This window comes from Serratia ureilytica, from assembly GCF_017309605.1.
GTDB classification, from domain to species: domain Bacteria; phylum Pseudomonadota; class Gammaproteobacteria; order Enterobacterales; family Enterobacteriaceae; genus Serratia; species Serratia ureilytica.
The window spans coordinates 640,430-658,038 of sequence record NZ_CP071320.1 but is presented as its reverse complement, the minus strand read 5'-3'; the positions used below and the strand labels follow the sequence as shown (position 1 = coordinate 658,038).

The window sequence follows — 17,609 nt, the reverse complement described above, 5'->3', positions numbered from 1 at the left end:
CTATATCTGGAAGTTAAAACGTCTGGATGGCTATATTAACTCATGTTAACGTAAGGGCTATCGCAAACGGGCACGTGCAGAGCAACCAGAGGTGAGCCAGGTACCATGACGTCAAAACATATCGAAACCACGCTGATCGGCGCCGGCCGCAGCCAGCGTTACACCCAGGGCTCCGTCAATCCCGTCACGCAACGCGCCTCTTCTTTGGTCTTCGACTCCGTCGCTGCCAAAAAACACGCCACCGCGCAACGCGCCCACGGCGAGCTGTTTTACGGCCGACGCGGCACCCTGACCCACTTCGCCCTGCAGGATGCGATGGTGGAGCTGGAGGGCGGCGCCGGCTGCGTGCTGTACCCCTGCGGCGCGGCGGCGGTGGCCAATGCGATCCTGTCGTTCGTCGGCGCCGGCGATCACTTGCTTGTCACTGGTTCGGCGTACGAACCGACCCAGGATTTCTGCACCCATATCCTCGGCCGCATGAACGTCAGCACCACTTATTTCGATCCGCTGATCGGCGCCGATATCGCCACGTTGATCCAACCCAACACCCGCGTGGTGTTCCTGGAATCCCCCGGCTCCATCACCCTGGAAGTGCAGGACATTCCGGCGATGGTGCAGGCCATTCGCGCCGTGGCGCCGGAGGTGGTGATCATGATCGACAATACCTGGGCGGCGGGCGTGCTGTTCAAGGCGTTGGATTTCGACATCGATATCTCCATTCAGGCCGGCACCAAATACCTGATCGGCCATTCCGATTACATGCTCGGCACCGCCGTCGCCAACGCGCGCTGTTGGGATCAACTGCGCGAGTACTCCTATCTGATGGGGCAGATGGTGGATGCCGACACCGCCTACATGGCGAGCCGCGGCCTGCGTACCCTGAGCGTGCGCCTGAAGCAGCACGAACGCAGCAGCATTGAGGTCGCCAACTGGCTGGCCGAACGGCCGGAGGTGGCGACGGTCAATCACCCGGCCCTGCCCAGTTGCAAAGGCCACGCGTTCTATCGCCGCGACTTCAGCGGCTGCAACGGGCTGTTCTCCTTCGTGCTGAAAGAGCGGCTGGATGAGGCGCAGCTGGCCGCTTACCTGGACAACTTCAGCCACTTCAGCATGGCCTACTCCTGGGGCGGCTTCGAGTCGCTGATCCTGGCCAATCAGCCGGAAGAACTGGAAGCGATCCGCCCGGCGGGCGGCGTCGATTTTTCCGGCACGCTGGTGCGGTTGCATATCGGTCTGGAGAACGTCGAAGACCTGATCGCCGATCTGGCGGCCGGCTTCGATCGCCTCAACGGCGTGCGCTAAGGCGGATTCCGGTAATTTTCTTCGTCTCGTTTAATGTCGGCTTAAGCTATTAGCGGTACACTAACCGGGTAACTGTCAGATACGGTAACCGCCGCATCCTGGAGAACGTGACCCCGGGCGCAACCGGCATGCAACAGGACATAAAATGGATGTATTACGAGAGATTATTCATGCGCTTTGGCAGCAGGACTTCATCGCCCTCGCCGATCCCAGCGTGATTTGGGTGGTTTACGCCGTACTTTTCACCACCTTGTTTTTGGAAAACGGACTGCTGCCCGCCTCCTTCCTCCCCGGTGATAGCCTGCTGTTGCTGTCGGGCGCGCTGATCGCCAAAGGCGTGATGGGCTTTGCCCCCACCCTGTTGATTCTGACCGCCGCCGCCGGTCTCGGCTGCTGGCTGAGCTATATCCAGGGCCGCTGGCTGGGCCACACCAGCCTGGTGAAAGGCTGGCTGCTGCAACTGCCGGCGCAATACCATCAGCGCGCGCATAACCTGTTCAACCGCCACGGGCTGACGGCGCTGCTGATCGGCCGCTTCCTCGGCTTCGTGCGCACGCTGCTGCCGACCATGGCCGGCATTTCCGGGCTCAACAGCTCGCGCTTCCAGGTTTTCAACTGGCTGAGCGCAGCGATCTGGGTCTGCGCGCTGGTCGGCCTCGGCTACGCTTTCAGCCAAATTCCGCTGGTGAAACGCCACGAAAGCCAGGTGATGACCGGCCTGATGCTGCTGCCGCTGCTGCTGCTGTTCGTCGGCCTGCTCGGCGCCATGCTGGTGGTCTGGCGTAAAAAACGCGCCTCCTCTTCCTGATCCCGGCGCGCTACAGCGCTTTCTCGACCAACGCCAGGCGAGGCGGCAACTTGCTCACCAGCGTATCCACCGCCAGCCGCACCTTCAGCGGCAGGTGAGGCGTGTGCGGCCACACCGCATGCGCTTCAAAGGCGGCGCCGGGCCGATCGCGCAGCAGGCGCACCAGCGCCCCGCTCAACAGCTGCTCACGCACCAGCCAACACGGCAGCCAGGCGATGCCGAACCCGGCCGTCGCCGCATCCGCAATCGCCTGCAAATCGTCCATCTGCAATCGGTTATTCGGCATCACTTCCTGCGGCTCGCCGTTCTCGTCCAGCACCCGCCAGCTGCGCCGCGCGCCGGCGCGCATATAGGTCACCGCCTCGTGCTGAGCCAGTTGCTCAATGCTGTGCGGTTCGCCGCACCGCTGCAGATAGGCCGGCGAGGCGCACAGCGTCATGCGGTGATCGCCGATGCGCCGCGCCACCAGCCCATTGCTGTTGGCCAGCGTGCCGTTGCGGATCGCCATATCGAAACCGTCCTCAATCAGATCCACCACCCGATCGCTGAACGACAGCTCCAGCTCCAGGCCGGGATGCTCACGCGTCAGCCCGGTCAGCAGCGGCGCGATGCACATGCGGCCAAACAACACCGGCATCGATACCCGCAGCCGGCCACTGACCTGCCGCTTGCCCGACTCCAGCAGCGTTTCCGCGCCGCGGATCTCCTCCAGCGCCCGCAGGCAACGCTCATAGAACAACGCGCCGTCGTCGGTCAGGCTCTGGCTGCGGGTGGTGCGATGAAACAGCCGCACGCCCAGCCGCTGTTCCAGCCGGGCGATCGTTTTCCCCACCGCCGAGCGCGACAGGTGCAGCCGACTGGCCGCCAACGCAAAACTGCCCGCCTCCACGGCGGTGACGAATACCGAAATACCGCTCAATCGATCGCTCATGGTTTGTCGCTCTAAAAGAAACAATCTGCGGAAATCTTATCGCCACTGGCGAACCTTCATCAACGATATTATCGACAGGTCGTTAATCGCAGACTTTGGAGAACATCATGACCGACACGATGCAACGCTGGACGATGGACGCCCTGGGGCGTGAACACCTGCAGCTGACCACCGACGCGATCCCGCAGCCGGGGCCGCGCGAGATCAGAGTGAAAGTGAAGGCGGTAGCGCTCAACTACCGCGACAAAATGATGATTGAAAGCGGCATGGGGCTGACGCTGCCGCAGTCGTTCACCCCCGCCTCGGACATGGCCGGCGAGGTCGACGCCGTCGGGCCCGGCGTCAGCCGTTTCCAACCCGGCGCCCGGGTCATTTCTACCTTCAGCCCCGGCTGGATCGACGGCCGGCAAAAACCGTACGGCAATGCGCGCCAGGTGCCTTACCACACCCTTGGCGGCTTCTATCAGGGCGTGCTGGCGGAATACGTGATTTTGCATGAAGACTGGTTGGTGGCGGCGCCGGCGTCGCTGGACGACGTGCAGGCCAGCACCCTGCCTTGCGCCGGGCTGACCGCCTGGTTCGCGCTGGTGGAACAGGGCAAACTGCATGCCGGCGAGACGGTGCTGGTGCAAGGCACCGGCGGCGTGGCGCTGTTCGCGCTGCAGATCGCCAAAGCCCACGGCGCGGAGGTCTATGTCACCTCCGGCAGCGATGAAAAGCTGGCGCGAGCCCTGGCATTGGGCGCCAATCATGGCATCAACCGGCTGGACGGCGATTGGGTGGAGGCGATTTATGCGCTGACGCAGGATCGCGGCATCGACCATGTGATCGATACCGTCGGCGGCCCGAATTTGGGCAACTCGGTGCACGCTGTGGCGGTGGGCGGCCGCATCTCAGTGATCGGCGTGCTGGCGGGCGCCGAGATCTCCGCCCCCGCCGGCCTGCTGCTGCTGAAATCGGCGGAGATCCAGGGCATCGGCGTCGGCCACCGCCGCGCGCTGGAAGATCTGGTGCGCGCCGTGGACGCCGTCAATCTGCAGCCGGTGATCGACCAGGTATACCGGCTCGATCAACTGCCGCAGGCGTTGGATCACCTCGATCGCGGCCCGTTCGGCAAGATCGTGCTAACCCCATAGCCCGCCGCCCGGCGGCGGCTCACCCCTCCAGCATCAGCGGATTGGCGTCGCGCAGCCGGGCGACTTCATCCCCCGGCGTGACGCCAAACAGGCGTTTGAATTCACGGCTGAACTGCGACGCGCTCTCGTAGCCAACGCGGATCGCCGCGGTACTGGCCTTCAGGCCGTCATGCACCATCAGCAAACGCGCCTTGTGCAGCCGGTACGACTTCACGTACTGCAGCGGCGAGGTGTTGGTCACCGCCTTGAAGTTATGGTGAAACGCCGACACGCTCATGTTGACCTCACCGGCCAACTGCTCGACGTTGAGACTCTCGGCATACTGATTTTCTATGCGCCGCAGCGCCTTGGCGATCTGACTGAAATGGGTATGACGGTTGACCAGCTCCTGCAGCGACGCGCCGCAGGCGCCGCGCAGCACGTAGTAGAGGATCTCGCGCACAATCTGCGGCCCCAACACCCGAGCGTCGAGCGGCTTGGCCATCACGTCCAGCAGGCGTTCGGTGGCGCACAACAGCTCTTCCGTCAGCTCGGCCAGGTTTACGCCGTTGCTCTCCGCGCGCGGCTGCATCAGGTAGTCGTCGTCGCCGATGTCGATCAGCAAGTCCTGCAGCATTTGGGTATCGATATTGACCGCCAATCCAACCAGCGGCAGCTCCGGGCTGGCGAAGGTTTCGCACTCGAACGGCAGCGGCACCGTCATCAGCAGGTAGTTGCGCGGATCGTACTGGAACACCTTGTTGCCGCAATAGCCGACCTTGTGCCCCTGAAAGATGATGACGATCCCCGGTTCGTACATCACCGGCTGGCGCGGGCAGTGGCGATCGACATACAGGATCTTCACCCGCGGCACCGGTGACGGCGTATAGCCGTTGCCGGTGGCGATAGCCATCGCCTGGCGCGCCATGCGGCTGCGCAGCGCATCGATTTCAATCACGGAAACACCCTCTTACAGTCAGAACGATTCGGCATAAATCATAATTTAAAACTCTCTATTTCTACAGTCAGCTGTAGAAATAGGCAAGAACCAAACAGGAATGTGCATTGTGCGTTACCGCCAGGTTGCTGACAATACGGGCCAGAAACCTTTGCGCCGCTTTGGCGCCCGCCTGACAGAAAGAGAGAAATCAACCATGCAAAACTTCATTCTGCATACCCCAACCAAAATCCTGTTCGGCAAGCAGCAAATCGCCGAAATGGCCGGCCAGATCCCGGCGGACGCGCGCATTCTGATCACCTACGGTGGCGGCAGCGTGAAGAAAAACGGCGTGCTCGACCAGGTGTATAGCGCGCTGGCCGGCCGCGACGTGCGGGAATTCTCCGGCATCGAACCTAACCCGACCTACGAAACCCTGATAAAAGCGGTCGAGGTGGTGAAAGCGGAAAACATCGATTTCCTGCTGGCGGTCGGCGGCGGTTCGGTGGTTGACGGCACCAAGTTCATCGCCGCCGCGGCCCGTTATACGGCCGACAGCGATGCCTGGCATATTCTGCAGACCGTCGGCAGCCACATCACTGACGCGGTGCCGATGGGCTGCGTGCTGACGCTGCCGGCCACCGGTTCAGAATCCAACAGCGGCGCGGTGATCACCCGGAAGAGCAGCGGCGACAAGCAGCACTTCTTCTCACCGCTGGTGCAGCCGCGCTTCGCCGTGCTGGATCCGGTGGTGACCTACTCGCTGCCGCCGCGCCAGGTAGCCAACGGCGTGGTCGACGCCTTCGTACACACCCTGGAACAGTATCTGACCTACCCGGTCGACGCCAAGGTGCAGGATCGCTTCGCCGAAGGCCTGCTGTTGACCCTGCTGGAAGACGGCCCGCGCGCGCTGGCCGAGCCGGAGAACTATGCGGTGCGCGCCAACGTGATGTGGAGCGCCACCATGGCGCTGAACGGCCTGATCGGCGCCGGCGTGCCGCAGGACTGGGCGACCCACATGCTGGGTCATGAGCTGACCGCCATGCACGACCTCGACCACGCGCAAACGCTGGCCATCGTGCTGCCGGCGCTGCTGCACGAGAAGAAAGCGCAGAAACGCGAAAAGCTGCTGCAGTACGCTGAACGCGTCTGGGGCCTGCGCGAAGGCAGCGAAGACAGCCGAATCGACGACGCGATCGCCGCCACCCGCGCCTTCTTCGAGCAGATGGGCGTGCCGACCCGCATGGCGGATTATCAGCTCGACGGCAGCAGCATTCCCGCGCTGCTCGACAAGCTGCAGCAGCACGGCATGACCGCCCTGGGCGAGCATCAGGACATCACCCTGGACGTCAGCCGCCGCATTTATGAAGCGGCGCGTTAATCGCAAAACGGCGATTTTTTGCTAGGCTTTAGTCTCCGCCAGCCATTTTTCGCCGCATCCTGCGCCCGGCCGATCGCCGGGCGCAGTCGGGCGCCTCAGCGCGCCGCCGCTCGTTTCGTACCCTTCGTCTTACCGCTCATTCGCAGGGAGAGCGGGGAGAAAATCGCCCTCCCGCCACCGCTGAAATTAGGCTGGCAAACCCGGCAACCGCCCATTTTGCCAACTAGAATTTATCTATAGCCGTTTCGGTGCCGCAGGCGCCGCAATCCGTACACAAGGAGATGCGCATGACAACGCAACAACCCATCATCAAACTCCACGATGGTAATCTGATGCCGCAGTTGGGTCTCGGCGTTTGGCAGGCGAGTATTGAAGAGACCACCCACGCGGTCAGCAAAGCGCTGGAGATCGGTTACCGCTCCATCGACACCGCCGCGATCTACAAGAACGAGGAAGGCGTCGGCGCCGCGCTGCAGTCCAGCGCGCTGCCGCGCAGCGACCTGTTCATCACCACCAAACTGTGGAACGACGATCAGGGCGATCCGCTGGCGGCGCTGGAAACCAGTCTGGAAAAGCTCAAGCTGGACTACGTGGATCTGTATCTGATCCACTGGCCGCGCCCGCAGCAGGATCAATACGTCTCCGCCTGGCGCGAACTGATCAAACTGCGCGAACAAGGTCTGGTGAAAAGCATCGGCGTGTGCAACTTCCATACGCCGCACCTGCAGCGTCTGTTGGATGAAACCAACGTGGCGCCGGTCGTCAACCAGATCGAGCTGCACCCGTTGCTGCAACAGCGCCAGCTGCGCGCCTGGAACGCCACGCACCATATCGCCACCGAATCCTGGAGCCCGCTGGCGCAGGGTGGTGAAGGGGTATTCGACCAGCCGCTGATCAAGGCGCTGGCCGAGAAATACGAGAAGACTCCGGCGCAGATCGTGGTGCGCTGGCACCTGGACAGCGGCCTTATCGTGATCCCGAAATCGGTCACGCCGTCGCGCATCCGCGAAAACTTCGAGGTGTTTGATTTCAAACTCGATAAGGACGAACTGGGCGAGATCGCCAAGCTGGACGTCGGCAACCGCCTGGGGCCGGATCCGGATACCCTGTAACCCCCTCAAGCCCTCTCCCGCCGGAGGGGGCTTTTCCTTCCCGCACATTGCTCCTTTGCGCCGCCTGACGTTATGATGACGACGCCGGAGGCTCCGGCCACCGGTTAACGCCGTTAAAAAAACAGACAAGCACGGAGCACCATGAAATTCTCTTTCTCACACGGGTCACGGCTGGGCATGCTTTGCATCATGCTGGTGCTGGCGGGTTGCGCCGGCAAGAAACAGCGCGTCAGCTACGATCGCCACGCCTTCGATAGCGCCATTCAAGACGCCGCCAGCGAATACGGCGTGGACGCCAAGCTGATCACCGCCATGATCCAGGTGGAGTCCGGCTTCAACCCTTCCGCAGTGAGCAGATCCAATGCGATCGGTCTGATGCAGCTGAAAGCCGATACCGCCGGCTGCGACGCCTACCGCTACAAAGGCAAACGCGGCTGCCCGGACGACGATGACCTGCGGGATCCCGACACCAATATCGATCTCGGCGCCGCCTATCTGGCCACCTTGCAAAAACAACAGCTTAAAGGGATCGCCAATCCCGTCACGCTGCGCTACGCCACCATCATCGCCTACGTCAACGGTACCGGGGCGCTGCTGCGCACCTTCTCCAGCAACCGCCAGCAGGCGATCGCGATGATTAACAACCTGTCGCCGGAAGCCTTTAACTGGCACGTGCGCAAATACCATCCCGCCCCGCAGGCGCCGCGCCATTTGATGAAAGTGGAAGCCGCTTACGAACGGTTGTAATTAGCCAAAGTAAAAAGGAGAACCCGAGGGTTCTCCTTTTTGTTTGCGCGCGGGCCTCGTCGTTACGGCTTGGCCTTGCGAATCGGTTTGCGCGGCGGCCGGTTGGACGGCGTGCGCTGCCGATTGATGTCGGTATGCTTGGTCAACGCCGGTCGGGTGTGGCGCTGCAGCCGTTTCGCTTCGCGCTGCTCGTCGATGCTCGGCGCCGGTACCAGACACTCGCGGCGGCTGCCGATCAGGTGCTTCAGCCCCATCTCTTCCAGCGCGGTGCGGATCAGCGCCCAGTTGGCCGGATCGTGGTAACGCAGCAGCGCCTTATGCAGGCGACGCTGGCGCTCGCCGCGCGGCACCACCACGTCTTCACTCTTGTACCCCACCTTGCTCAGCGGGTTTTTGCCGCTGTAATACATGGTGGTGGAGTTGGCCATCGGCGAAGGATAGAAGTTCTGCACCTGATCGAGGCGGAAACGGTTCTTCTTCAGCCACAGCGCCAGGTTCACCATATCTTCATCGCGGGTGCCCGGGTGCGAAGAGATGAAGTACGGGATCAGGTACTGCTCTTTGCCCGCCTGCTTCGAATAGTGATCAAACAGCTGTTTGAAGCGATCGTAGCTGCCCATGCCCGGTTTCATCATTTTCGACAGCGGGCCTTCTTCGGTGTGCTCCGGCGCGATCTTCAGGTAGCCGCCGACGTGGTGGGTCGCCAGTTCCTTGATATAGCGCGGATCTTCCACCGCCAGATCGTAACGTACCCCGGAGGCGATCAGGATCTTCTTGATGCCCTCCAGCGAACGCGCGCGGCGGTAAAGCTTGATGGTCGGCTCGTGGTTGGTATCCATATAAGTGCAGATCTCCGGATACACGCACGAGGCGCGGCGGCAGGTCTGCTCGGCGCGCGGGTTGGTGCAGCGCAGCATGTACATGTTGGCGGTCGGGCCACCCAGATCGGAGATCACGCCGGTAAAGCCCGGCACTTTGTCGCGGATCTCTTCGATTTCGCGAACGATCGAATCTTCCGAACGGCTCTGGATGATGCGCCCTTCGTGCTCGGTGATCGAACAGAACGAACAGCCGCCGTAGCAACCGCGCATGATGTTCACCGAGAAGCGGATCATGTCGTAGGCAGGAATGCGTTCCTGACCGTAGGACGGGTGCGGCACGCGCTGGTAAGGCAGGGCGAAGACGCTGTCCATCTCCGGCGTGGTCAGCGGGATCGCCGGCGGGTTGATCCACACGTAGCGATCGCCGTGTTTTTGCATCAGCGCGCGGGCGCAGCCGGGGTTGGTTTCATGGTGCAAAATGCGCGAGGTGTGCGCATACAGCACCTTGTCGCCCTTCACTTTCTCGAAGGACGGCAGCAGCACGTAGGTCTTCTCCCACGGCTTCGGTTTGGCGGCGCGCACCGTGACAGGCTTGGCTTCCGGCTCCTTCGGTTTGGCGCCGTCGGCGCACAGCAGATCCTCGCCGTACGGGTTCGGGATAGGTTCGATGCGGCCCGGCTTGTCGAGGCGGGTGGAATCCACGCCGCTCCAGCCCGGCAGCGCTTCTTTACGCATCACCGCGGTATTGCGAATATCGTGGATATCGCCGATCTTCTCGCCGGCGGCCAGACGGTGCGCCACTTCCACCAGCGGGCGTTCGCCGTTGCCGTAGATCAGCATGTCGGCTTTGGAGTCCACCAGCACCGAGCGGCGCACGGTATCCGACCAATAGTCGTAGTGGGCGATGCGACGCAGGCTGGCTTCAATGCCGCCCAGCACGATCGGCACGTCTTTATAGGCTTCTTTGCAGCGCTGGCTGTAAACCAGGGTGGCGCGATCCGGGCGCTTGCCACCGACGTTGCCGGCGGTGTAGGCGTCGTCGTGGCGCAGTTTGCGATCGGCGGTATAGCGGTTGATCATCGAATCCATGTTGCCGGCGGTGATGCCGAAGAACAGATTCGGTTTCCCCAACCGCATGAAGTCTTCTTTGTTGCTCCAATCCGGCTGCGCGATGATGCCGACGCGGAAGCCCTGCGCTTCCAGCATGCGGCCGATGATCGCCATGCCGAAGCTCGGGTGATCGACATAGGCGTCGCCGCTGATGATGATCACGTCGCAGCTGTCCCAGCCCAGTTGATCCATCTCTGCTCGCGACATCGGTAAAAACGGCGCGGTGCCATAACATTCCGCCCAATAAGGCTTATAAGAAAACAGTTCACGATCGGGTTGGATCAGGCTGGTGGTGCTCATTCTGCTGCTCTTTTTACAGGTTAATTAATCGCCGGGCGGCGATTATACGCACTAGTGGCAAAAAGAGCATGGTTATTTCGCTAACCATTCACCTCGAATTCATAAACGTCGCTGCGGCACAAGATATCGCTGAACTCCAGCGCCTCGCCCCGGGCGTTGCGGCTGGTTTGGATGATGTGCAACAACGGCGCGCCGCACGGTACGTTGAGCAGCTCGGCGACCTCGCCGCTGCAGGACACCGCCTTCAACAAAAAGTGTTTATCTTCAGGCACGATGCCGCGCGATTGCCATAACGCATACAGCGAATGCTCCAGCTGCGCCGGTTCAGGCAGGAAGCGCAGCGGAATATAGGTGGTTTCCAGCGAGACCGGGCTGCCGTTCAGCAAGCGTAAACGCCGCAGTTTGACCACCTCATCCCCTTCCGCGATCCCCAGCGCCGCCGCGGCCTTGGCCGGCGCGCCGACCCGTGCGCGCAGCAGCCATCGGTTGCTGACGCTGCTGCCGTGACGCAGCGCCTGAGCGGTAAAACCGCTGTCCTTATCGAGGGAATAGCCGATACGCATCGCCACGCGGGTGCCAACGCCCTGCTGCCGCGAAATCAGCCCCTTCTCCTCCAGCAGTTTCATCGCCTTGCTGACGGTGACGCGCGACAGCGCCAAACCTTCCGCCATGTGTCGCTCCGGCGGCAGAAATGCCTCCGCCGCCAGCACCTGCTGCCTGATCGCGGTTTCTATCGCCGTCGCCAGCTGAATATAGCGCGGCGCCGCCGCCCCCTGCGCCAGATGTTCACGCAGCCAGGCCATAAAATCCGTCATTCGCCCGCCCTCTTGTTCCGCCCTATGCCCAAACTTCGCTTTCTCCTATCGCCGATCCGGCGATAAAGCCTCTCACCATAACTAAAATATTGCTAATGTTTTCAGAGGGACATCACAATTTTTATTCAATGGACTTTCATTGGATCTAGATCGCGCGTAATCTGTGCTTATTGATGTTGAAACATCAATAGCACCAACACTAGGGATCCACCTTTAAAACAACTAAAAATCCGCTGCCGACCAGACAGGACGCACCTGATGGTCAGGCAGCGGGCATACACTGTCCGCATCCCGTTCGCTGAAGCGGATGGGCGACCCTTTGGGATGAATTGCCTGCTTCTCGCCGTACCCGATGGGTCACGTTGCCCAAGACGCCACTACAAATGACAAATAATAAGCAACGGTGCTAATGGATAGCTTGCTCACGGCTCATCATCCCCTCGCGCGATCCCCCTTGCGCCGGGTGAAACGGACTGATGCCTGCAAATAAAAACGTTCTCTCTCTTCCAAACTCCGCTGCAGACCCACTCTTTGTCTACACTCATTGGCGCCGTGCGGTCGGCAAGCCTCATCCGAGGCGGCGGCCGCAGCGCCAACAAAATCGCTTTTCAGTTAACTGCGGCGGCCCTCAAGGCCCTGCGCAACAGGGAACAATTGCTATGACCGATATCAATCGCAATGAAGCATGGAAGGTAGAGAGCACCGGTATCGACCGGGTGCCGGATGCGGAACAGACCGGGCGGCCCATCGAGCTGTTTTGGATCTGGTCGGCAGCCAATATCGGCATTCTCGGCGTGGTGTATGGCGCCATCATCGTCGGCTTCGGCTTATCCTTCCTGCAATCGGTGCTCGCCGCCTTGTTCGGCGTCGCCAGCTTCGTGCTGGTTGGCCTCACCAGCTTCGCCGGCAAGCGCGGGCGCACCTCTACGCTGACGCTGTCGCGAGTGATTTTCGGGCTGAAGGGCAACGTGGCGCCTACCCTGTTCAGTTGGATCAATCTGATGGGCTGGGAAGCGGTCAACGTGATCACCGGCACCCTGACGCTGGCGGCGCTGTTCGAGGCCTTCGGGCTGGGGGCCAGCCATCTGCTGACCGCGCTCAGCCTGTTGCTGTTCGCCGGGCTCACTATCGTCGTCAGCCTGCTGGGGCAGAATACCGTAGTCTGGATGCAAAGCTGGTTCAGCCGCATCTTCGGCACCATGACGCTGATCGTGGTGCTCTATATCCTGTTCAACACCGAGTGGAGCCAGGTGCTGGCGCTGCCTTCCGGCAGCTGGCTGACCGGCTTCCTGCCGGCGGTCTCGGTGATCGCCGCCGGTACCGGCATCAGTTGGGCGATCGCCGGCGCCGATTACAGCCGCTATCAAAGCCCGAATTCGTCGAGCAAAAGCATTTTCGCCGCGGTGATGGGCGGCGCCTGTTTGCCGCTGATGCTGCTGATGCTGGCCGGCATTCTGCTTTCCGTGCAGCTGCCCGATCTGGCCAACGCCGCCAATCCCATCGCGCTGATAGGCTCAGTGCTGCCCGCCTGGATGGCGATCCCTTATCTGCTGGCCGCCACCGCCGGCATCGTCACCATCGCGGTGCTCAGCCTGTATTCCGCCAGCCTTAACCTGCTGACCATCGGCGTGCAGGTCAAACAGTGGTTGGCGGTATCGATCGACGCCGTGGTGGTGCTGGGTATCGCCCTGTATGTGCTGTTCATCTCCGGCGATTTTATGGGGCCGTTCATCTCCTTCCTGGTGTTCTGCGGGGTGTTCCTGGCGGCCTGGGAGGCGATTTTCCTGCTCGATTACCTGTGCCTGCGCCGCCACCACGGGTATGATGGCAACGCTTTGTACGGCCTGCATGGCCAGAACCGCGGCGTGCGCAAAGCCCCGCTGTTCTGCTGGTTCCTCGGCGCCCTGTGCGGCCTGCTGGTCACCAAAACCGGTTTTATCGACGGCCCGCTGGCTAAAGGCTTGTTTGCCGACTCCAGTCTGGGGCTGTTTGTGTCGTTTGCGGTTAGTCTGATCGCTTACGGTCTGTACCTGACCCAACGCAGAGAACATCAATGAATGAATGGGAAGCTGTAACGCCTGTCCTGGTGATAGGGGGCGCGGTCGGCGATCTGGTGATGACGCTGCCGCGCCTGCCGACCAGCGGCGAAGATATCGAAGCCCAGCCGCAGGCGCGGCAAATCGGCGGTTGCGCGTTCAACGTGGCGCGCGCGCTGACGCGCCTTGAAGTGCCGGTGATCAACGGTATGCCGGTCGGCAACGGCGAATGGGGCGCGGCGATCGAAGCCGCCATGGGCGAACTGGGGCTGGAGGTGCTGTTGCGCCACGGCCAGATGGACAATGGCTGGTGCCTGGCGCTGGTGGAGCCGAACGGCGAACGCACCTTCATCACGGTTTCCGGTTGCGAAAGCCAATGGAATAAAGCGCAGCTGGCCACGCTGCCGCTGACGGAACACACCCTGATCTACGCCAGCGGCTACGAGCTGGCGGGCGAAAACGGCGAAGCGCTGCGCGAGTGGCTGACGCGCATGCCGTTCGACCAACCGCGTCTGATCGATCCCGGCCCGCGCATCGCCCAGCTCAGCGAAGATTTCTTCGCCATGCTCAGCGACAGCCACACCCTGCTGACGCTCAACCGCGACGAAGTGGCCGCGCTGTGCGGCGCCGGCGACGCCGTGGATGCCGCGCAGCGCTATGCCGCCGCCCGTAACCTGACGCTGATCTGCCGCCTGGATCGCGACGGCGCCTGGATCTGTGACGGCCGCACGCCGCCGCTGCACGTTCCCGCCTATCCGGTGGACGTCATCGATACCATCGGCGCGGGCGATGCCCACTGCGCCGGTTTGCTGGCGGGGCTGTCCGCCGGCTGGCCGCTGCCGCGGGCGGTCGATCTGGCCAACCGGGTCGCCGCCTGCGTGGTGGCCAGCCTCGGCGCCGCCAATCCGCCGGACCGGCATCAACTGCAACAACGCTTCCCGCAGGCCTGACGTTTCAGGGCGCCGCCATCCAGCGCCCTCAGCCTTACTGCGCCGCCGCCGCACTCTCCTGCGGCGAGTGGCGATAGTTGAAGCTCAACGCGAACACAATCCCCAGCACCAGCGTATACAGCGCAAACACCAGCCAGATGCTCTGCCAGTCTTTCACGCCGTCACGGCTGAAGAAATCCACCACTTCGCCGCTGGCGAGTGCCCCCACATAGGCGCCCAGACCGTTGACCATGGTCATGAACAGCCCCTGCGCGCTGGCGCGGATGCGGTGATCGGCCTCCTTCTCGACGAAAATGGCGCCGGAAATATTAAAGAAGTCGAACGCGCAACCGTAAACGATCATCGACAACAGCAGCAGCACGAAACCAAAACCGACCGGCGTGCCGTAGGCCAGGAACAGAAAACGCAGCGTCCAGGCCGCCATGCTGATCAGCATCACCTGCTTGATGCCGTAACGGCGCAGGAAAAAGGGAATGGTGAGGATAAAGAACACTTCAGAGATCTGCGAAAGCGACAGCAGCACCGCCGGATACCGGACGCTGAGGCTGTCCTGATATAGCGGATTGAGCGACAGATCGTGCAGGAACGGGTTGCCGAATGTGTTGGTTATCTGCAGCGCCGCGCCGAGCAACATGGCGAACAGGAAAAACAGCGCCATGCGCCGCTGGCGAAACAGCACCAGCGCATCCAGCCCCAGCACGCTCACCCAGCGCTTCGACTCGGCCGCGCGGTTGGTCGGGCAGCGCGGCAGCGTCAGCGAATAGGCGGACAGCAGCAGCGACGCCGCAGAAGCCAGATACAGCTGCAGATTACTGAGCTCGATTTGGCTGAAACCGACCAGCCACATTGCCAGAATGAATCCCACGGTGCCGTACACCCGCACCGGCGGAAAGTCCTTTACCGTGTCAAAGCCGTGCTTCTCCAGGCAAAAATAGGAAATGGCGTTGGAGAGCGCGATGGTCGGCATATAGACCATGGCGTTGAACAGCATCACCCAGAACATCAGCATCGGTTGCTCAACCTGCGCCGCACAGTACAGCGCCAACGCCCCGAGCAGGTGGCAAAGCGCATACAGGTAGTTGGCCCTCATCCAACGGTCGGCGATGATGCCCGCCAGGCCCGGCATGATCAGCGCCGCGATCCCCTTGGCGCTGTAAACCATTCCCACCTGCATGCCGCTGAAATGCAGCGTGTTGATCATATAGGAGCCCAGCGTCACCAGCCAGGCACCCCAGATAAAGAACTGCAGGAAAATCATCACCTTCAATCGTGTTTTTATCGCCATCGCCATCACCTTGTTATTATGCTTTCAACGATGATTGGTGCGGCGGGCCCCCAGCAGCCCGCCGCCGGTTTGCTTACGGTGTCACAGCGTTTTGAACAGCTCGCGGATCAGACGCATGAAATCGTCCGCCGCCAGCGCCGCGCAGCTGAGCGTTTGTTCGTGAGAAAGAGGCGTATCCGACAGCCCTTCGGCGTAGTTGGTCATCGCGGACACCACCAGCACCTTGAGGCCGCAGTGGCGCGCCGTCAGGACTTCCGGCACGATCGACATGCCCACGACGTCGCAGCCAAGGGTCTGCATCATGCGGATCTCCGCCGGCGTTTCGAAGTTCGGCCCGGTGTAAGCGGCGAACACCCCTTCCGCCAGCGGGATGCCCGCGCTTTCGGCCACCGCCGCCAGTTGGGCGCGCAGATCGCGATCGTAGGCGTTCGCCAGGCTGAAGAAGCGCGGCCCGAAGCGCTCGTCGTTGGCACCGACCAGCGGCGATTCCGGCATGAAATTGATATGATCGGTAATGGCCACCAGGCTGCCCGGCGCTACCGAGCGGCGCAGCGAACCGGCGGCGTTGGTCGCCAACAGGAATTCGCAGCCCAGCAGTTTGAAGGTGCGCACTGCGGTGGTCATCACCTGCATGCCGCGCCCTTCATAGAAGTGGCCGCGCCCTTTCATGCACACGACCGGCACGCCCTCCAGCTTGCCGGCGACCAGTTGCCCGGCGTGGCCGGCGACGCCGCTCACCGGGAAGCCCGGCAGCGCCGCGTAATCGAGGGTGACGGTTTCAGTCATCACCTCCGCCAGAGCGCCGAGCCCAGAGCCGAGAATCAAGGCCGCTTTCGGCTGAAAACCCGGCAGACGTGCGCGGACAACATCGGCGCAGATAAAAGCATCTTCTTGATTAAACATCGTATTCTCTCTTTAAGCGGGGGACAATAAGCCCCATAGTAGAGAGCGAGGCGCGGCCGAGACCAATACATTCTTGGCGGCCGATTTATTCCATTTATCTATAAGTTGAGCTGCGTCACAGGAGGCGATACCCCGGATGAACCCGCCCCATGCCCTGCCCGATCCCGGTCGGATTAACTTCCGCCTACTGCACTATTTCCGCGTGGTGGCGGAAGAGATGAATTTCACTCAGGCGGCGCGGCGGTTGAATATGTCACAGCCGCCGCTCAGCAAGCACATCAAGGAACTGGAGAGCCAGCTCGGCGTGGTACTGTTCAAACGCACCACCCGCTCCATGACGCTGACGCCGGCTGGCCGCACGCTGCTGCGCAACGTCGAGCGGCTGCTGGATCAGGCCGACAGCGCGCTGCATCAGGTGCAACAAATGGGGCGCGGCGAAGGCGGCCACATGGTGGTCGGCATGGTCGGCACCTCGGCCTGGGGCGGGCTGATCGCGGCGCTGCGGCGATTCAGCGAGCAGAGCGTCGGCGCTACCTGGTCGTTGAATGAGCTGACGCCCAGCCAGCAAATCACCGCGCTGCAAAAGCGGCATATCGATATCGGGGTCTGGCGAGAGGCGCAGCAACAGACGCTGCCGGGGTTGACCTGCCAACGGTTGGCGCGCGAAAGCATCGCCGTGGTGCTGCCGCTCGATCATCCGCTGGCGCAGCAGGAGAATATCCCGCTGGCGGCGCTGCAAAACAACAGCTTCATCGTGCTGCCGCCGCATGAGGCCAGCCTGGGGCTGTATCTGCACAATCTGTGTCTGCAGCAGGGATTTTTGCCGGACGTCGCTTATCAGGTCAATGAACCGCAAACCCTGCTGGCGCTGGTGGCGGAAGGCTGCGGCATTACGCTGCTGCCGGACAGCTACGGCCGCATCCCGTGGCCCGGCGTGCGGTTTTGCTCGCTGCAGCAGGCGCCCCCGGCGGATCTGTATGCGGTATACCGTACCGACAGCGTCACGCCGGTGGTGCAGGCTTTTTTGGCGATGCTGCGGGCGCCCTAAGCGGCCCG

General features: G+C 62.1%; 15 protein-coding genes. 9 read left to right on the top strand and 6 right to left on the bottom strand.

Annotated elements, in window-relative coordinates; translation table 11 throughout:
- The first annotated feature begins 105 nt into the window (after positions 1–105).
- Complete coding sequence (metC, locus tag J0X03_RS03045; RefSeq protein WP_016930124.1) at positions 106–1,302, top strand: cystathionine beta-lyase; 1,197 nt, start codon at positions 106–108, stop codon at positions 1,300–1,302.
- Positions 1,303–1,447: 145 nt separating this feature from the next.
- Positions 1,448–2,110 carry a DedA family protein gene (locus J0X03_RS03040; RefSeq protein ID WP_033644630.1) on the top strand — a complete coding sequence of 221 codons (663 nt, stop codon included), beginning with the start codon at positions 1,448–1,450 and terminating at the stop codon, positions 2,108–2,110.
- A gap of 10 nt (positions 2,111–2,120) precedes the next feature.
- Here the strand turns inward: J0X03_RS03040 and J0X03_RS03035 are convergent, their stop codons facing one another.
- The gene (locus J0X03_RS03035; RefSeq protein WP_101453682.1) at positions 2,121–3,041 is read right to left on the bottom strand and encodes a LysR family transcriptional regulator; all 921 of its coding nucleotides are present in this window, start codon (positions 3,039–3,041) and stop codon (positions 2,121–2,123) included.
- 107 nt (positions 3,042–3,148) lie between these two features.
- On the opposite strand from J0X03_RS03035, the gene J0X03_RS03030 reads away from it, so the two are divergent.
- On the top strand, positions 3,149–4,177 hold the full coding sequence (locus J0X03_RS03030) for a zinc-dependent alcohol dehydrogenase family protein (RefSeq protein WP_122016826.1): 1,029 nt from the start codon (positions 3,149–3,151) through the stop codon (positions 4,175–4,177).
- A gap of 19 nt (positions 4,178–4,196) precedes the next feature.
- Here the strand turns inward: J0X03_RS03030 and J0X03_RS03025 are convergent, their stop codons facing one another.
- Positions 4,197–5,084 (bottom strand): AraC family transcriptional regulator, encoded by an 888-nt coding sequence (locus tag J0X03_RS03025; RefSeq protein ID WP_202396379.1) that lies wholly within the window; start codon positions 5,082–5,084, stop codon positions 4,197–4,199.
- A 226-nt stretch (positions 5,085–5,310) separates the two neighbouring features.
- Between J0X03_RS03025 and yqhD the strand changes: the two genes are divergently transcribed.
- From yqhD to J0X03_RS03010, 3 genes are all read left to right on the top strand, one after another.
- Positions 5,311–6,474, top strand: coding sequence for an alcohol dehydrogenase (gene yqhD, locus J0X03_RS03020; protein WP_099784121.1), 1,164 nt, complete (start codon positions 5,311–5,313; stop codon positions 6,472–6,474).
- 287 nt (positions 6,475–6,761) lie between these two features.
- Entirely contained in the window at positions 6,762–7,586 is an 825-nt protein-coding gene (gene dkgA / locus J0X03_RS03015) for a 2,5-didehydrogluconate reductase DkgA (protein WP_046687817.1), read from the top strand.
- A 141-nt stretch (positions 7,587–7,727) separates the two neighbouring features.
- Positions 7,728–8,333 carry a transglycosylase SLT domain-containing protein gene (locus tag J0X03_RS03010; RefSeq protein ID WP_033644624.1) on the top strand — a complete coding sequence of 202 codons (606 nt, stop codon included), beginning with the start codon at positions 7,728–7,730 and terminating at the stop codon, positions 8,331–8,333.
- 62 nt (positions 8,334–8,395) lie between these two features.
- On the opposite strand, the gene J0X03_RS03005 is transcribed toward J0X03_RS03010, so the two are convergent.
- Together J0X03_RS03005 and J0X03_RS03000 are read right to left on the bottom strand one after the other, a co-directional pair.
- Positions 8,396–10,564 carry a YgiQ family radical SAM protein gene (locus tag J0X03_RS03005; protein ID WP_206975677.1) on the bottom strand — a complete coding sequence of 723 codons (2,169 nt, stop codon included), beginning with the start codon at positions 10,562–10,564 and terminating at the stop codon, positions 8,396–8,398.
- Between the two features lie 80 nt (positions 10,565–10,644).
- Positions 10,645–11,379: a GntR family transcriptional regulator gene (locus tag J0X03_RS03000; RefSeq protein ID WP_033644622.1), complete on the bottom strand. Its 735-nt coding sequence runs from the start codon at positions 11,377–11,379 to the stop codon at positions 10,645–10,647.
- A gap of 659 nt (positions 11,380–12,038) precedes the next feature.
- Between J0X03_RS03000 and J0X03_RS02995 the strand changes: the two genes are divergently transcribed.
- Together J0X03_RS02995 and J0X03_RS02990 are read left to right on the top strand one after the other, a co-directional pair.
- Positions 12,039–13,436, top strand: coding sequence for a purine-cytosine permease family protein (locus J0X03_RS02995; protein ID WP_060660237.1), 1,398 nt, complete (start codon positions 12,039–12,041; stop codon positions 13,434–13,436).
- The gene (locus J0X03_RS02990; protein ID WP_033644619.1) at positions 13,433–14,365 is read left to right on the top strand and encodes a PfkB family carbohydrate kinase; all 933 of its coding nucleotides are present in this window, start codon (positions 13,433–13,435) and stop codon (positions 14,363–14,365) included. Before J0X03_RS02995 ends, J0X03_RS02990 begins: the two co-directional genes overlap by 4 nt.
- Before the next feature lie 34 nt (positions 14,366–14,399).
- Here J0X03_RS02990 and J0X03_RS02985 read toward each other — a convergent pair whose 3' ends face one another.
- Complete coding sequence (locus J0X03_RS02985; RefSeq protein WP_089192639.1) at positions 14,400–15,650, bottom strand: nucleoside permease; 1,251 nt, start codon at positions 15,648–15,650, stop codon at positions 14,400–14,402.
- A gap of 81 nt (positions 15,651–15,731) precedes the next feature.
- On the bottom strand, positions 15,732–16,553 hold the full coding sequence (gene xapA / locus J0X03_RS02980) for a xanthosine phosphorylase (RefSeq protein WP_042785389.1): 822 nt from the start codon (positions 16,551–16,553) through the stop codon (positions 15,732–15,734).
- 136 nt (positions 16,554–16,689) lie between these two features.
- On the opposite strand from xapA, the gene J0X03_RS02975 reads away from it, so the two are divergent.
- Positions 16,690–17,601, top strand: a complete 912-nt coding sequence (locus J0X03_RS02975; RefSeq protein ID WP_122016829.1) for a LysR family transcriptional regulator — start codon at positions 16,690–16,692, stop codon at positions 17,599–17,601.
- Positions 17,602–17,609 lie beyond the last annotated feature (8 nt).

Excerpts from the sequence above, each read along its gene's own strand:
- metC (WP_016930124.1), top strand. The coding sequence starts at position 106 with ATGACGTCAAAACATATCGAAACCACGCTGATCGGCGCCGGCCGCAGC.
- J0X03_RS03040 (WP_033644630.1), top strand. The coding sequence starts at position 1,448 with ATGGATGTATTACGAGAGATTATTCATGCGCTTTGGCAGCAGGACTTC.
- J0X03_RS03035 (WP_101453682.1), bottom strand. The coding sequence starts at position 3,041 with ATGAGCGATCGATTGAGCGGTATTTCGGTATTCGTCACCGCCGTGGAG.
- J0X03_RS03030 (WP_122016826.1), top strand. The coding sequence starts at position 3,149 with ATGACCGACACGATGCAACGCTGGACGATGGACGCCCTGGGGCGTGAA.
- J0X03_RS03025 (WP_202396379.1), bottom strand. The coding sequence starts at position 5,084 with ATGGCGCGCCAGGCGATGGCTATCGCCACCGGCAACGGCTATACGCCG.
- yqhD (WP_099784121.1), top strand. The coding sequence starts at position 5,311 with ATGCAAAACTTCATTCTGCATACCCCAACCAAAATCCTGTTCGGCAAG.
- dkgA (WP_046687817.1), top strand. The coding sequence starts at position 6,762 with ATGACAACGCAACAACCCATCATCAAACTCCACGATGGTAATCTGATG.
- J0X03_RS03010 (WP_033644624.1), top strand. The coding sequence starts at position 7,728 with ATGAAATTCTCTTTCTCACACGGGTCACGGCTGGGCATGCTTTGCATC.
- J0X03_RS03005 (WP_206975677.1), bottom strand. The coding sequence starts at position 10,564 with ATGAGCACCACCAGCCTGATCCAACCCGATCGTGAACTGTTTTCTTAT.
- J0X03_RS03000 (WP_033644622.1), bottom strand. The coding sequence starts at position 11,379 with ATGACGGATTTTATGGCCTGGCTGCGTGAACATCTGGCGCAGGGGGCG.
- J0X03_RS02995 (WP_060660237.1), top strand. The coding sequence starts at position 12,039 with ATGACCGATATCAATCGCAATGAAGCATGGAAGGTAGAGAGCACCGGT.
- J0X03_RS02990 (WP_033644619.1), top strand. The coding sequence starts at position 13,433 with ATGAATGAATGGGAAGCTGTAACGCCTGTCCTGGTGATAGGGGGCGCG.
- J0X03_RS02985 (WP_089192639.1), bottom strand. The coding sequence starts at position 15,650 with ATGGCGATAAAAACACGATTGAAGGTGATGATTTTCCTGCAGTTCTTT.
- xapA (WP_042785389.1), bottom strand. The coding sequence starts at position 16,553 with ATGTTTAATCAAGAAGATGCTTTTATCTGCGCCGATGTTGTCCGCGCA.
- J0X03_RS02975 (WP_122016829.1), top strand. The coding sequence starts at position 16,690 with ATGAACCCGCCCCATGCCCTGCCCGATCCCGGTCGGATTAACTTCCGC.